Origin of the sequence: Spirosoma luteum DSM 19990, from assembly GCF_000374065.1 — a bacterium.
GTDB classification, from domain to species: Bacteria; Bacteroidota; Bacteroidia; order Cytophagales; family Spirosomataceae; genus Spirosoma; species Spirosoma luteum.
The window spans coordinates 1-15,122 of sequence record NZ_KB893311.1 but is presented as its reverse complement, the minus strand read 5'-3'; the positions used below and the strand labels follow the sequence as shown (position 1 = coordinate 15,122).

At 45.9% G+C, this 15,122-nt stretch carries 13 protein-coding genes; 5 read left to right on the top strand and 8 right to left on the bottom strand.

Annotated elements, in window-relative coordinates; all coding sequences use genetic code 11:
- Positions 1–90: 90 nt before the first annotated feature.
- The 5 genes from B156_RS0125935 to B156_RS0125915 are packed head-to-tail and all read left to right on the top strand — an operon-like array spanning position 91 to position 5,794.
- Positions 91–582 (top strand): phosphatidylglycerophosphatase A family protein, encoded by a 492-nt coding sequence (locus B156_RS0125935; protein ID WP_018622718.1) that lies wholly within the window; start codon positions 91–93, stop codon positions 580–582.
- 4 nt (positions 583–586) lie between these two features.
- Positions 587–964: a GtrA family protein gene (locus B156_RS0125930; RefSeq protein WP_018622717.1), complete on the top strand. Its 378-nt coding sequence runs from the start codon at positions 587–589 to the stop codon at positions 962–964.
- Complete coding sequence (locus B156_RS0125925; RefSeq protein ID WP_018622716.1) at positions 961–3,516, top strand: DUF5686 and carboxypeptidase-like regulatory domain-containing protein; 2,556 nt, start codon at positions 961–963, stop codon at positions 3,514–3,516. Before B156_RS0125930 ends, B156_RS0125925 begins: the two co-directional genes overlap by 4 nt.
- Before the next feature lie 36 nt (positions 3,517–3,552).
- On the top strand, positions 3,553–4,824 hold the full coding sequence (locus B156_RS0125920) for a DUF4833 domain-containing protein (protein WP_018622715.1): 1,272 nt from the start codon (positions 3,553–3,555) through the stop codon (positions 4,822–4,824).
- Positions 4,825–4,858: 34 nt separating this feature from the next.
- Positions 4,859–5,794: a phosphatase PAP2 family protein gene (locus B156_RS0125915; RefSeq protein ID WP_018622714.1), complete on the top strand. Its 936-nt coding sequence runs from the start codon at positions 4,859–4,861 to the stop codon at positions 5,792–5,794.
- Between the two features lie 285 nt (positions 5,795–6,079).
- Here B156_RS0125915 and B156_RS0125910 read toward each other — a convergent pair whose 3' ends face one another.
- The 8 genes from B156_RS0125910 to B156_RS29935 all read right to left on the bottom strand — a co-directional run.
- Positions 6,080–7,420 carry a TolC family protein gene (locus tag B156_RS0125910; RefSeq protein WP_018622713.1) on the bottom strand — a complete coding sequence of 447 codons (1,341 nt, stop codon included), beginning with the start codon at positions 7,418–7,420 and terminating at the stop codon, positions 6,080–6,082.
- 2 nt (positions 7,421–7,422) lie between these two features.
- A complete protein-coding gene (locus tag B156_RS0125905) occupies positions 7,423–10,512 on the bottom strand; it encodes an efflux RND transporter permease subunit (RefSeq protein ID WP_018622712.1) in 3,090 nt (1,029 codons plus the stop codon).
- 16 nt (positions 10,513–10,528) lie between these two features.
- Positions 10,529–11,587, bottom strand: a complete 1,059-nt coding sequence (locus B156_RS0125900; protein ID WP_157627190.1) for an efflux RND transporter periplasmic adaptor subunit — start codon at positions 11,585–11,587, stop codon at positions 10,529–10,531.
- 41 nt (positions 11,588–11,628) lie between these two features.
- The gene (locus B156_RS0125895; protein ID WP_018622710.1) at positions 11,629–12,222 is read right to left on the bottom strand and encodes a TetR/AcrR family transcriptional regulator; all 594 of its coding nucleotides are present in this window, start codon (positions 12,220–12,222) and stop codon (positions 11,629–11,631) included.
- An 11-nt stretch (positions 12,223–12,233) separates the two neighbouring features.
- Complete coding sequence (locus B156_RS29940; RefSeq protein WP_018622709.1) at positions 12,234–12,743, bottom strand: luciferase domain-containing protein; 510 nt, start codon at positions 12,741–12,743, stop codon at positions 12,234–12,236.
- Positions 12,744–12,750: 7 nt separating this feature from the next.
- The gene (locus tag B156_RS0125885) at positions 12,751–13,383 is read right to left on the bottom strand and encodes an START domain-containing protein (RefSeq protein ID WP_018622708.1); all 633 of its coding nucleotides are present in this window, start codon (positions 13,381–13,383) and stop codon (positions 12,751–12,753) included.
- 456 nt (positions 13,384–13,839) lie between these two features.
- Positions 13,840–14,490: a recombinase family protein gene (locus B156_RS0125880; protein ID WP_018622707.1), complete on the bottom strand. Its 651-nt coding sequence runs from the start codon at positions 14,488–14,490 to the stop codon at positions 13,840–13,842.
- 412 nt (positions 14,491–14,902) lie between these two features.
- A partial coding sequence (locus B156_RS29935) for a Tn3 family transposase (protein ID WP_040586386.1) occupies positions 14,903–15,122 on the bottom strand: 220 nt, incomplete at its 5' end.

Below are 15,122 nucleotides of genomic sequence, written 5' to 3'. Positions count from 1 at the left end.
TACTACTTGCTTAGTTATCTCACTAACACGTTGTTAATGAGATAACTAAGCAAGTAGAATTACCCAGAACAAAGCGAATTTCTGTGGCATATGAATACCTACCCGACAACCTGTATAGCAGCGCATAAACTGATAGCCTCCGTTTTTGGCGTCGGTTACATCCGAAAGGGTGGCGGTACGGTAGCGTCCATTCTGTGCTGCGCCGTCTGGTATCTGGCCCTGCCTGGACTGGCGCCGCCTGGAGCTTACTCCTTTTACGGCCCGCTTCTGATCACGCTCCTGATTACGGGGTTGGGCGTCTGGTCGGCTACGGCGGTTGAACACCAGTGGGGCAAAGACAGCTACCGGGTTGTCATCGATGAAGTTGCGGGGATGTGCCTGAGTTTATTACTCATCCCAATTCACGCCGGAAGTCTGCTGGCGGGGCTCGTTCTGTTTCGTCTGTTCGATATTCTTAAACCGTTTGGTATTCGCAGGCTGGAGAAGGTAGGCGGAGGCTGGGGCGTCATGCTCGACGATCTGCTAGCTGGACTCTATACTAACTTGCTGTTACAGGGCGCCCTGGCGTTCAATTTCCTCTAACGTTATGCACATATTCGTCAAAGTTCAAACCACCTCTCTCCTGGCCTCATGGGTCGACTTTCTGATCACTATCGTTGGGGTGAGCCTGCTAAATAGCTGGTATCTGGCAGCCAGCCTGATGGGGGCTGTTTGCGGAGGACTGGCCAACTTCATGATCGCCCGGAACTGGACGTTCACAGCCAGCAACCAGCCCATTGGTGTGCAATTCCGGCGGTTTTTGCTGGTCTGGACGGGCAACACGGCCCTCAACGCGAGCGGGCTTTTCATGGCTACCCATGTACTGGGGGTCCAGTATCTGCTGGCAAAAACACTCGTATCCATTCTGGTCGGAGTGAGTTACAATTACTTTTTCCATAAAGATTTTGTCTTTAGTTTATCATGAATCACGCCCTACACCGCGCGGTGCAGCTTTTTACAGGACTGTTTTTTTTAAACTGTAGTTTGACCAGTGCGCAAACCACAACCGTCAGCGGGACCATTATCGACGAGGCCACCAAACAGCCCTTATCATTCGCCAATATTGTTTTCGTCGGCACCACCATTGGCACAACGGCCAACGAACGGGGTGCTTACACATTGACCGGAAACGGCGATTTCACCAAGGTAGCCGTTTCGTTTATCGGGTATAAAACCATTACCCGATCCATCGTACCGGGAAACACCCAGGAACTGCGCATCAGTCTGGCCGCAGATTCGCAGCTCCTGAACGAAGTGGTCATCCGCCGGAGCAAGCAGGAGCGCTACCGCAACAAAAACAATCCCGCCGTTGAACTGATCAGGAACGTCATCAGCCACAAAGAGCAGAACCAGATTGGCAATTATGCTTACGCAGCGTATGAGGAATACGACAAACTTCAGTTTTCACTGAGTAGCTTGTCGACGAAAGTATCCGAGCGAAAAATCTTCCAGAAGTACCGTTTTCTGCTCAACAATCGGGATACGACAACCTTACCCGGAAAATCGCTCCTGCCGGTTTACCTGGAAGAAAAAATAGCCGAACACTACTACCGCAAGAATCCCCAGAAGGAGAAGATCATTGTCAAAGGCAACAAACGAGTCGATTTTGGTCAGTATTTCGACAGCAACGGCCTCAGCCTTTACCTGAACCGGATGTATTCGAAGGTTGATATTTATCAGAATTCGATCTTTTTGATAACCAATCAGTTTCTGAGTCCCATTGCCGGCAGTGCGCCTACCTTCTATCAGTATTTCCTGGCCGATACCATCACCGTTGACAGCACAAAACTGGTTGGTTTAAATTTTGTGCCCCGCAACGCGACCGACATGCTGTTTGAGGGCAAGATGTACATCACCCTGGACGGTAATTATGCCGTCCAGAAAATCAATCTGTCGGTAAACCCCAAAATCAACCTGAACTGGGTGCGCGATCTGCAGATTCACCTGCAGTTCGAACAGAACACCGATGGCCGGTATTTTCTCAGCAAGAGCGACCTGCTGGCCGACTTCGGCATTACCAAAGGCAAGGGGGGCGGCCTGTTTGGTCAGCGAACCCTGTCCTACCGCAACTACAAAACGGATAGCGCACAGCCGGACGATTTTTATGAAGGGAAGACGGAAGTAGCGGAAACCGATGCAACCAACCGACCCGAGCAGTTCTGGCAAACCAGCCGCCACGATACACTCTCGGCCGCTGAATCGAAGGTATACGCTAACATCGACAGCCTGAAACGCATGCCCTCATTCCGGCGCACCATGGAAGCCCTTACCTTCCTGCTGGCTGGCTATAAATCCTTTGGCCCCTTCGAAATAGGCCCGGCCAATACGTTCTATAGCTTCAACCCGGTCGAGGGATTCCGGTTGCGGCTGGGCGGTCGCACCACGCCCGAACTGAGCAAGCGTTACTACGCCGAAACGTATGCGGCCTATGGATTCAGAGACCAGAAGTGGAAGTACTTCCTGAGCGGAACGTACTCCATCAATAACAAATCGATTTATCAGTTTCCGCAGAACTACATTCGGGCCAGTTTTCAGCGCGACGTCAAGATTCCGGGACAGGAGCTTCAGTTTGTGCAGGAAGACAACTTTTTGCTCTCCTTTAAACGGGGTATCAATGACAAGTATCTGTATAACGACACCTGGCGCATCGACTACGTTCACGAGTTCGAGAATCACTTTTCCTACGGTATAGGCTTCAAAAACTGGCAGCAGTCGCCAGCCGGAAGCCTCCAGTTTAAGCGCGCTGGCGACGACGAAAACACCCCCTCGCCAACGCTGACAACCTCCGAAGTGTCAGTAGAAGCCCGCTGGGCACCTAACGAGCAGTTCTACCAGGGAAAAATTTACCGGGTGCCCATCATCGGTCGCTATCCGGTTTATTCATTGCGCTTTGCCACGGGCATCAAGGGCCTGTTCAACGGTGCCTATAACTACCACAACCTGACGGGCAGCATCAGCAAGCGGTTTTTACTGTCGCAACTGGGTTATTCGAACGTGACGCTGCAGGGCGGGTACATCTTTGGTCAGGTGCCCTTCCCTCTGTTGACCATTCACCGGGCCAACCAAACCTACGCGTATCAGTTAAACTCATACAACCTGATGAATTTCCTGGAATTCGTCAGCGATCACTACGCCAGTGTTAGTCTTGATCATTCATTCAATGGATTTTTCTTCAATAAAATCCCGTTGCTCAAGAAGTTAAAGTGGCGGGAAGCGTTCTCTGTCAAGGCGCTATACGGTGGTTTACGCAGTGAGAATGACCCACAGAAGCACCCTTCTCTCTACCAGTTTCCCGTCGATGCGCAGGGGGTTCCTTACACGTACACCTTAAGCAATACGCCGTATATGGAAGCCAGTGTCGGGGTGGCCAACGTGCTGAAGTTGTTTCGGATCGACCTGGTCAAACGGCTCAATTATTTAGATCACCCTAACGTGTCGCAATGGGGAGTCCGTGCCCGCGCCACGTTTGATTTTTAACCCATTATGCCTACCACTATGCAACAGGCAATTCCAATGCGCACGAAGATCCAACTGGGGATCTACACCGTCATCAATCCCTTTGTCCGGTTGCTGATCCGGCTGGGCCTGACCCCAAATATGGTCACGACCATCGGACTGATCCTGAACATAGGAGTCGCCGGGGTCTTCATCCTGGGCGCTCAGCAAGGCAATCGGGGCGACCTTAGCTACGTTGGCTGGGCTGGCGCGCTGGTGCTGTTCGCCGGTCTGTTCGACATGCTCGACGGGCAGGTGGCACGACTCGGCAAGATGAGTACATTATATGGGGCTATGTTCGACTCAGTCCTGGACCGCTACAGCGAACTGATCATGTTTTTGGGTATCTGTTATTACCTGATTGCCCATCACTACTTTTTCGGCTCCCTGTTCGCTTTTATCGCCTTGATCGGCTCGATGATGGTCAGCTATACAAGAGCCAGAGCCGAAGGGCTGGGTATCGAGTCGAAAGGAGGCTTGATGCAACGTCCTGAACGGGTCATCACGATTGGCATATCGGCGCTGGCCTGTGGCTGTTTTGCGCCCCTGCTCGGCCCCGATTTCAAGGTGTTTGTGCCGGGCATTCCGGTACACGTTTTCGAGACCATGTCCATTTTCACCCTGCCGCTGACGATTATGGCCGTGATGACCAACCTGACGGCCTATAACCGGTTGATGGATGCGAAGAAAGCACTTGCCGAAAAGGAAAATTCCGGTTCGCCGGTGAAGGTGCTGATGCTGGCGTTGCTGACGTCGGCCAGCCTGATGAGCCAGTCGGCTATAGCGAAGGAACTGCCCGCGGGTACCCGGCAGGATAAGGTAAAACTAACCTTTCCGGTGCCCAGGAACATCCCCAATCAGTTGTTCTACCTTCAGCGGGACCCTAATCCCAACACAATTATCTGCGCGCTGAATCTGAAAAACGGAAAACTGGATAAGCAGGAACCCGTGCATGTTTTCTGGATTCGCTACACCGAACAAAGCGAGCCCAAAGAGCTTTCGTACATCCAGCGGACGTTTGCCTACGGCATAAAATCGCGGCCACTCTCGAATGAGGAATACGAACTACACTTTGTTTCGTACAAAAAACTCCTGCTCCGCCTGGTCAAATCGGAACGGGAGCCGGGCTACCATATCTATGCCAACGTGAATCAGAAACGGGTGATTCTGCGACGGCTGTACGTGCATATTGAGGGCGGTACGCTGTGGAAACCCAATGTAAAATACATTCAGGTAGAGGGCATAAATGCATCTACCGGAGAAAGCACGATCGAGCGCCTTATCGTCTGACGATAGCGCCGACAAACTGAGGAATTACCAAAAAATGACACCCGATTCACCCACTAGCCGACCTACTATTCACAAACAGGTATTGACTCTAAGCGTACTATCGCTGGGTTATCTGCTCCTGTCGTTCATTCTGGTTGGATTCAAACCGGATCAGTTGTTTCTCATTGCGCTGGTCAATGGGTTATACTATGCCTCAACGCCAACCCGTAAGTTCATAATCGGTTTTTCTATATTCCTGGTATACTGGATCATTTTCGATTACATGAAAGCGTTCCCAAACTACCAGTACGCGTTCGTACACATCGAGTCGCTGTATTCGCTGGAAAAAACGCTGTTCGGCATTTCCGACGGGCAGTCGATCCTGACGCCCAATGAGTACTGGCTGGCTCACCGAACACCGTTCCTGGATATACTAACCGGCGTACTCTACCTGACCTGGATTCCCATCCCGCTGCTTTTCGGCACTTACCTTTTTTTCAGGAACCGGCCCGCTTTTTTTCCGTTTGCCCTGACGTTCGTGCTGGTCAATTTTTTGGGTTTTGTGGTCTACTACCTGTATCCGGCAGCACCACCCTGGTACGTACAGTTGTATGGGTTTACTTTTCATGAACATACCCCGGGTAATACGGCGGGTTTAGCCAATTTCGACCGGCTTGTGGGCGTACCAATTTTTGCTGGTATTTATGCCAAAAGCTCCAATGTGTTTGCGGCCATGCCGTCGCTCCACTCGTCCTACCCCGTCATTGTTCTCTACTACGGGCTGAAAAACAGGCTGGGGTTGGTCAACGTATTTTTTGCGCTGGTGATGGCAGGCATCTGGTTTTCAGCCGTCTACAACAGCCATCACTACGTACTCGACGTTACGGGGGGGCTGCTCTCCGCCCTGGCGGGCATTATACTCTTCAACCAGTTGCGCCGGACAAGCTGTCTCAATGCCTTCATGCGCTGGCTATTGAAGCTGACGGTATGATCCTGTGCTACTTGTATAGGGGATGTGATGCTCTCCAACGTACCCAATAGCGGAATGTTTATCTATCTGGCAGACCGATTCATAGGCTATTCAAAGTTAATCGGTTATAGTCAGGATGCCAGTTGCTCGCGCGGCGTACCGTCCACACTTTTTGATGCTCTCCGGGTTCAGGTGTTGACCTTTTAAGTTTTTCATGGCGAAACGACAGGCTCACCCTAAAGTACGAAATTTCCTGCATCACCCGCGCGGCGGACCGTCCAGGCTTTTTGATGCTCTCTTCACCCACTACCTCCCCGTAACCTGCAAATAAGTGGTAATGGCAGTTTGATAATTAGATTGAGCCTCTGTTACTTTATTGGATGCTTCCCTTAACAAAGCTTGCGCTTCCAGCACATCAGATAGTGAAACAAGCCCGTTTGTATAGCTGTTTGTACTTACTCTCAAATTCTCCCGGGTTTGTTCTTCCATTTTCTGCGCAAGCTTTATTTGCGCAAAGGCTTCTTGTAATTCAGCCCAGGCTTTTTCCATTTGCAACTTTAATAACTGCCTGTTTTTTATAGCATTATTTTCTTCTATTGTTTCACTTATCCTCTGTTTTTTCAAGGAATGGGAAAGTCCCCAAAAGTTAGAAACAGGAACAGACACTGTGGCAAATGCAAGACCATTGACCACACCTCCATTATCCATTGCATTCAGATAAAAACCTGTGATGCCTACCGATACTTTCGGAAGATAATCCGCCTTTTTCATTCTCGTCTGTAATGCTTCTGCTTCCACCGATTTTTCTAAAAGCTTATATTCCGGTCTGTCAGGCAAAGCATTCTCAATACGTACAAAATAAAATTCGGGGTTTTTAGCGGTGGTAAGCTTATCCGACAATACAAGCGTAGAATCATAGGGGATTTCAATTGTTTGACAAAACTGCATCAAGGCTAATTTTTCTCCGTTGTTCAGCCTGTTTTTATTTGCCTGTACTTCACTCTGCCTTATTTGAACTTTTAGCACATCATTTTTAACGATTAACCCCGACTTATAGGAGTCATTTACCTGTTTGTTTAAATCTGCTAAAAGCTGCTCATATTTGTCCAGGGTTTTTTTCTTTTCCCGCAGGGAAACAACCTGCCAGTACTGTTGCTCTGTTTTAAGCAGTATCTCGTTTTTTGTAATGATTTGCTGTTGCTCTTTTACTTCCACCCCAAGCAGTGCCAGTTTGTTGCCGGTAGCAATTTGCCCTCCGGTATAAACAGGTTGTACAACATTAACTGCACCCAGCGTTCCTCTATCAAGAATGCTGGTGGCAGATGGCGGCAGGTAGGCGAACTGTGTGGCTGCCGGTATAGTTGCAGCGCTCCCATCATATACAGGCAGGTTTCCTCCCGGGTTGTTTAATTTAATCAGCTTGTCTGCCGATTGAAAAGCAAAGGCAGTGGCGGTAACTTTCGGGAAGTAATTGGTAAAAGCTTCTTTTTTGGTTTCCTGTGCCACTTCTGTTTCTAGTTCGCTATTTTTAATTTGGATGTTGTTCTTTATTGCCAGCTCTTTACTTTCCTGTAAAGAAAGTACCTGCTGACTGTAAACCACCGTTGAGCAAAAAATGACAATGATAGTTATAATTGCTTCTTTCATTTTTAATTAGTGTTTTGCGTAATAGAATGTCTGGTCTTTTTTAAAAACAGATGATACATTGTGGGCAACACGTACAAGGAAAATATCATTGAAAACAATAGTCCAAAAAAGATAACCGTTGCCAATGGTCCCCAAAGTGAAGAGCCGCTTACCATCATAGGCACTACGCCTACTGCACCAGCAGCCGAAGTAAGGAATATGGGGCGCATTCTTCGCTTGGCTGCAGCCATAGCGGCTTGCTGTATATCCAGTTGATGAGACCTGCGTAATTCTTCTGCATAATCAATAAGGATAATCCCATTCCGCACAACAATGCCTATTAAGCTCATAAGACCCAGAAAAACAGTAAGCCCAAATGGATAGCCGGTAACCAGCAACCCTACCGCAGCGCCAAAAATACTAAGCGGTATGGTGGTCATTATCAATAAAACCAGTCGTGAACTTTTAAATTGAAACAAAAGGATAAAGAAAATTAGCACGATACTCGTTGCCAAAGCTTTCGATAAGGGCACATAGTTTTCATATTCGTTTTCCAGCTCTCCGCCATAAGAAATTATATTTCCTTCACCCATTTTAATCGCTTCAATGTCAGGTTTTATATCATCCAGTATTTTATAAGCCAAAGCTTCCCTTTTTATATCGGCACGAACCGTAATGGTTCTTATGCCATTTCTCCGTATAATCTGACCCTCACTCCAATCGTTGGTGATGGTTGCTAATTGTCTTACCGGCACAGTCGTTCCCATCAAAGGAGATGTTACCATTTGATTTTCTATGTCATCAAATGAGTTACGCCTTTCGGGTTCGTTTATCAGCTTTACGTTCACCGGGTAATCTCCCTCCCATACTGTGCCTACTGGTAATCCTGAAAATCCGGTAGCCAGGGAAGTGGCAACCATGCCTTTGGTAAATCCAAGCCTGTTTGAAACTTCATCATTTACTTCTACCCTTACACCCTGAAGCGGATTTAAATAATCTGTCCTTGCCCAGATGATGTCGTCATTCCCCTTCATAACAGCCTGTACTTTTTCGGCCACCCTTTTAATTGAATCTATATTGTTTCCCGATATCCTGACTTCTATAGGAGCGGTAGTAGGCAGCAAATCAAGTTGTTTGACGCGGATATAGGCATCAGGAAAGTAATTACGCTTCTGTTTTTCATATTCTCCCATTAGCGCTACTGCACTTTCTTCGGTGGTGGTATTCACTACTAATTGTGCATAATTTTTTGAAGGGAAATTAGGAGCATAGGTGGTATGAAAACGTGGTGAGCCTGTACCAAAAAACGAGCCTACATTGACAACACGTTCATCTGCAAGCAGCATTTGTGACAAGCTATCAGTTACCAATGCCGTTTGCTTTAGTGTACTACCCTCCGGCAGGTATATTTCTACCGCAAACTGGTTTCTTTCCACTTTAGGAAATAGCTGTCTGGGCATAATTGCAAAAAGCAATAATCCTATGAAGAATGATGCGAAACCAATGGCTACAGTGACTTTCGACTTTTGAAATGCTTTTTCAAGCGAGGCATCAAACCCTTTCTGTAAATGATTAAAAAGAGAGTTTTTCTTTTGCTTTACTTCGACTTTTTTGATCCCTTTTTTAATAAAAGAAAAACTGATATACGGCACGACAAAATAAGCCACGGCTAAAGAAACCGTTAAGGCAACCCCAATGGTAACGGGTAATGCATATACAAAATCACCTATCATTCCTTTCAAAAAAAACAAGGCTGGCACAAAGGTGATGATGATGGATAATGTAGCTGTTAAAACAGGAATGAATAATTCTGTGGCGCTTTTCCAGGCTGCATTCCAGGGTGTTTCCCCGTGATCCAGTTTTTCTAAATGGTTATCAATAACTACAATAGCGTCATCCACCACCATTCCCAGCACTACGATAAGCCCTGCAAGCGAAACGGTGTTCAGATCAATACCCAGCAGGTATAAAATACCGATAGAGATAAATATAATAACAGGGATGGTAGCCCCTGCCACACTGGCTACCCTGAAAGGAAGCATAAGCATTACTACCACAATTACCCCGCAAACAGCAATCAAAAATTCCCTGAGAAAATGCTGAATGGAATGATTGACCACAGCAGGCAAATCAGCGGTTTTGGTAATATTAATATCCTGCGGGAGGTGCTGGTTAATTTGTTGCAGCGTTTCATCCACTTCTTTGCCAAAGTCAACAATATTGTTTCCCCGCTGCATTTCAAGTGAAATCAAAAGACTGATTTTGCCATTGTTTTTGATGTAGGAATCAGGCGCTATAAATTCCCGTTTTATGGTAGCTATATCTTTCAGCCGAATGATATTTCCGGCAGGATCAGTATAGATAATTTGCCGGGCAATATCGTTTTCTGATGTGTAATTAGCCGGGACGTGTATGGGCATCACCAACTGTTCGCTGTTCACCGCACCCGCATAATTTACCGAACCTTCCATTTGCAGTGCCGCCAGAACGCTTGCCGGTCTTACTCCATACGTAGCCAGCTTATCCGGATTAATGTAAATACTGATCTGCTCCTGCTGCAAACCGTAATGCTTAACCTTGGAAACACTTTTAATCTGTCTCAGCTCAGCTTCTATCACATTTACATAATGCTCCAGTTCCTTAAAATTCCGTTGCTCCGACTGAACATTCAGCAGAATGGCGGATGTATTACCAAAGTCATTATCAGCATTCAGCGCTATTACCTGTTGCGGTAACTGTCTTTTTAAGTCGTTCAACCCAAATTTTAATTTATCCCAAAAAGCATCCGGATCTTTTACGTTGGTATTTACTTCCACCATAATAACCATCAGTCCTTCTTTGGAGATGGAATAAGTTTTATCACGATTCACCTCCTGAAAACTAAAAAGATAATTTTCAACCTTGTCAGTTAAATGGTCTTCTACCTGATGGGAGGTAGCTCCTTGGTATACACCTATAATTACACCCTGCCTGATGATAAACTCCGGAAACTCATTACGCGGCATTTTCCACAGAGCGAAAACACCAAAAAAAGCAGACAGCACAATAAGAATGAAGACAATTTGCCTGTACTTCATTGCTTTCTCTATCAGATTGGTTTTTCTTTTTTCCATTTTTAGGTACAATGTTTTAACGGATAATTTCCACTGCCATTTGCGATGCCAGCTTTTCTTGCCCAGCTATAATAATCGTATCGCCCTGTTGTATATCTCCTTCAATCAGCACCCTTTCCTCTACAAGCGAAATGGTTCTGACAAACCTCTTTATGGCTATGCTTTTTTCATCTACCACATATACATACTGATTGCCGTTCACATCCTTTTGCAGGGCTTTACCGGAAACCAAAAAACCGGTTTTAAGGGATGTGGAACTAACAGTTACAGAGCACACCATTCCAGGTTTTATAAGTAAGCGGGGATTAGCGATTTCAATTTTTACCGGGTAGGTATGCGAGAGCACATCGGCAGATACGCCAATTTCTTTTACATCGCCTACAGCGTGTATGGGAATAGCTGGTATGGATACCGAAGCTTTTACACCTTTTTTAATTTTGCTGATTTCATCTTCCGGTACCGGAATTTTAATGTACACAGTACTGATGCTCAATAAATCCAGTACAGGCACACCGGGAGCCACATTCATACCTGATGAAAAATGTATTTTACCAATAGTGCCGCCCGATGGGGCATAAAGATTGGTTTCTTGCCAGTTTTTCCTTGCTATTGCTGTATTAGCTTTAGCCTGGTTTAAGCCTGTTTCTACTTCCACCATTTTTACAGGAGGCAGTGTTCCATTTTCATACATCGGTTTCAGCCTATTGTAGGCATCCTGTGCTTTCTGTTGTTCTAACAAAGCTATTTGATAGGTATTGCGGGCACTTGTTCCATTCATTCGGGCTATTAATTCCCCTTTCTTTATCAGCTGTCCTTCCTGCACTAATAGTTGCTCTATAGTACCGGCAGCAAGGAAACTGACGCTGACACTGTTTTTTTCCTCTACCACGCCTGAATAGGATGTAGTTAGCAAGCCATTATAAGGAACTGCCCGCTCAGTTAGTACTTTCAAAGCAGTTGCTGTCTTTACAGTCACCGCCTTCTTGTTCTCACATCCTGCCATTGTAACTATCAAAGCTAGGAAGACATACTTAACTGGTGTTTTACATCTTTTCATATTGTTGAAGTAAACCATTAGACTATTATTGTTTTTTGGTCTAAAAAAAGTCAAAAAAATTATTGCAGCCCTTTAGCTACAATGCTTACCAGGAAGTCTGCTCTTTTAGAGAGCGTACTGAATTTATCTCTCGCAATAATGTCATATTCTATTCCACGTACACAACTGACAAGCACCTCTACCAAAACATTCAAATCATTCTCTTCAGGTAAGCTGAAGGCTCCTGTTTCAATGCCATTAGTAAGAATAGAGCTTATCAAGCTGGCTTCTTCTTTATCATACCGGTTTCTGTACTTTTTATATAAATCAAAAAGTTGAGGCTCCAGTAAGCCGGCTTTCACTATGTGGTATAAATTTACTTTGGTGGTAATGGTTTTTATTTTTACGGTGATATATGTCCTCAGTTTACTAAGGGCATTATCTTCCTTATCTACGGCACTTTTCACGCCTTGAAAAAAGTCGTCCATTTCCCGTTTTACCACTTCATCAAAAATTTCTTCTTTGCTCTTGAAGTAATAGTAGAGAGTGCTTTTCCCTTTACCGGCAGCTTTGGCAATATCTTCCATCGTGGTTTTGTTTAAACCGTACTGCTGCAAAAGCTTTTGTGCTTCTACTATTATAGAGTGCACTATTTCTTGATCTTTCGTTTTCATTACACTAATGTTTAAAGTATTTCGGTACTGATTGAAAAAGAAGCGGCATTACCTGCATTTTCTTTGGCATATTGATAACCTAGGTAAACAAAATGTTTGGCTATTTCCAATTCCTCCGTATTGCGGGGTGCATAAAGCATATAAATAGTTCCAGGCAACCCATATTGTCCCGCAAGAACATGGGGTTCGCCCCATTTCTTTTCAACCATTATTTTTCCTTCAGCTTCCGGCAACACAAGGTGCAGACTTCCATCTGGCAAAGGATGGATATGCACAAACTCATTATCTATTATAAATCCTTCGCCAAAGCCTTTATGCCTGCAACCCGACAGGAAAAATGCCTGGGTGCCGGGCGTGCTTATTTTGGAAGCGCCTTCAGTGATATTGGAAAGTGTAGCGATAAATTCGTGTAACTCACCAATAATTTGAGGAGGGGGAAATTGATTTAATTGCTGATGCGGATTGCTTTTGGTGGTTTGAGGACGATCCCCTGTGCGATATGAGATACTGTTTGACTCCATAAGATTTTTATAATTTTTCCACTTTGCTTTTAAGATTAGTCAGGCTATTGTAGGGACCTTTAACAAGAAACATATTAATGATCCAGTCAGGAATATTTCCTTCGGGGTCAGCATAGAATTGGAATGTGACGTTTATTTTATTGTCTTTAAAAGGAGTAAATTGCCAAAAGCCCTTTGCCTTTTTTATGCGTACAAAATTTCCTTTTTCAGAGATAAAATCAGGTTTACTGTGCAGGTTATATGTTACTATACCCGAGGCGCTTTTATTTTTTTCAGAATGTAAAACTATATCCCTGTCTGTAACCGGCCAGGGCACATCAGTAGTATAATATATATATTGCTCTTCTTTATTTTGTTGCTTCAATACGTTGGCTGTGCTAATACTGGTTTGCCAACCCGGATAATCATTTACCTTTTCAATTAAAGCTTCCAGCTGTTCCATATGGGCAGCAACAGTAGCTGATGCCCTAAACTCCATTATGGAAGAATTAGCTGCCTTACGGGTGTACACTTTGATGCCGTTTTTATCTTTTTCGAGCTTCCATCCTTCTGATGATTGCGAAAAACAAGTTGTACTGGTAGCGGCATTAAACGTTATTGCCACTATCATACTAATAACCATGAAAAATTTATAAACCATGACATTCCTTTTCTTTTAATAGATATGTAGAATACTTCATATTGATGTTACACTGTTAAACTATTCGACCGAATTTGTTTATTAGTCTACAAAAATAATGCCTATATAAATACCATCCAAGGGGGAGAGCATCAAAAAATGTGACGGTCCCGCTCTGGCCGGAGCGGGGCAAGAGGGGTTAAGCCATCATCTGAACCACAGGCAATTGGGTAAAGGCCTGCTACCAAACGGCCCGTGTAACCCTGCAATACAGCTATGTGGCTCAAACGTTTTCCAGTGATGTTACTGGTAGTATTTAATTCGGGTGGCCACCGGTAATCTCTTTTACCTGCTGAAAAAAGCCCCGCTTCCGGTCCGAGTGGATGCCCCAATCGACTGGCACACTCTGGAGAGCATAAAAAGCCTGGTAGCACTAACGTGATTACTTGGTGGCAATTATTAAAGCGGATTTACTGCTCAACCCTTGGCATCCAACCGCAGCACACTCATGGCCTGAAACGCTTTGCCCCGGCGGGTGCGAAACCCCATCCGGTTTAACTGCAGGGCAATGGCCTGGTAGGCTAACCCCTCTTTGCGGTAGAGGCGAATCAGTTCGGCCGCCTGCACATTGGCCGGGTGGGTGCGGGCATTCTGCTGTTGCCGCTCACGACCTAGCTCACTGATCGCCGGCGTCAGGTTAGGGGTGCCCAGTTTGAAGCCCTGAGCTTTCTTAGCAGCCAGAGCAGCTTTGGTGCGCTGCCCAATGAGTTCCCGTTCATGCTGGGCCAATACGGCCATGATACCTACCGTGAGCGTGTTGGCATCGGGGATGTCACAGGCCACGAAGTCTACCTCGGCATTGCGCAGCGAAAAGATAAAGGACACATTGCGGCTTAACCGGTCGAGTTTAGCGATCAAGAGCCGGGCCCCCTGCTGTTTGGCATAGGCGATGGCGGCGGCCAGCTGGGGCCGGTCGGCGCGCTTGCCCGATTCGACTTCGACAAACTCATCCAGCAACTGATCGCTCGGTTTGATGAAGCGGTTAACAATCTCGCGCTGGGCTAAAAGGCCCAGTCCGCTTTTTCCCTGACCGGCGGTGGAGACCCGGTAGTAAGGTACGTAGTTCATAGTGGTGGTACCCCCACAATAGTTGAGGTGAAATAGTGATCAGACCCGCATTAGTTTCTTCCCCTTTCCGACTTCTTTTTTGTATTCAGGGGTGTTCCACGGGCGAAGATAGGAAAAATTGGGAGGTTATAACGATCTAAGAACGACCGTTGTGAAAATGTTACAAAGTGTTCAGTTTATAAATTACTCGCATAAAGGTTACTTGTAAAATAAGGGGGGAGGGGTAATCTAGATTTTTGGCATTATATCAATTCGGCCACTGCTCTAAGCCAGCAGCAATCCGCAGGGCTCGTTGCACATCCTCCCAGTAATAGCCACTGTCATAACCCGTGGACAGCCGATCACAGGGGTAGCTAACACATTTGGGGTAAATCCGCCACGTAGCGTCAATAAGTCACTGACTTGTAGAGTATTATAAGAATTTAACTCCTTCTGGCTCGTAAGATAGAATGTCTGATAGCGACGCTTCCAACGGATCACGGCTCAGATCATCATCAAAATTAAACTCTCCCTGAAAGTTGATGTGTTCCCAGGCAACAGGGGAGGTTCGGGGTACCATACTCAGAATAATGGCTCGCTCTGCTTTGGTTGAGTTGACTAATAAACGGCTCAAATACAGGTAGTTCCAACAG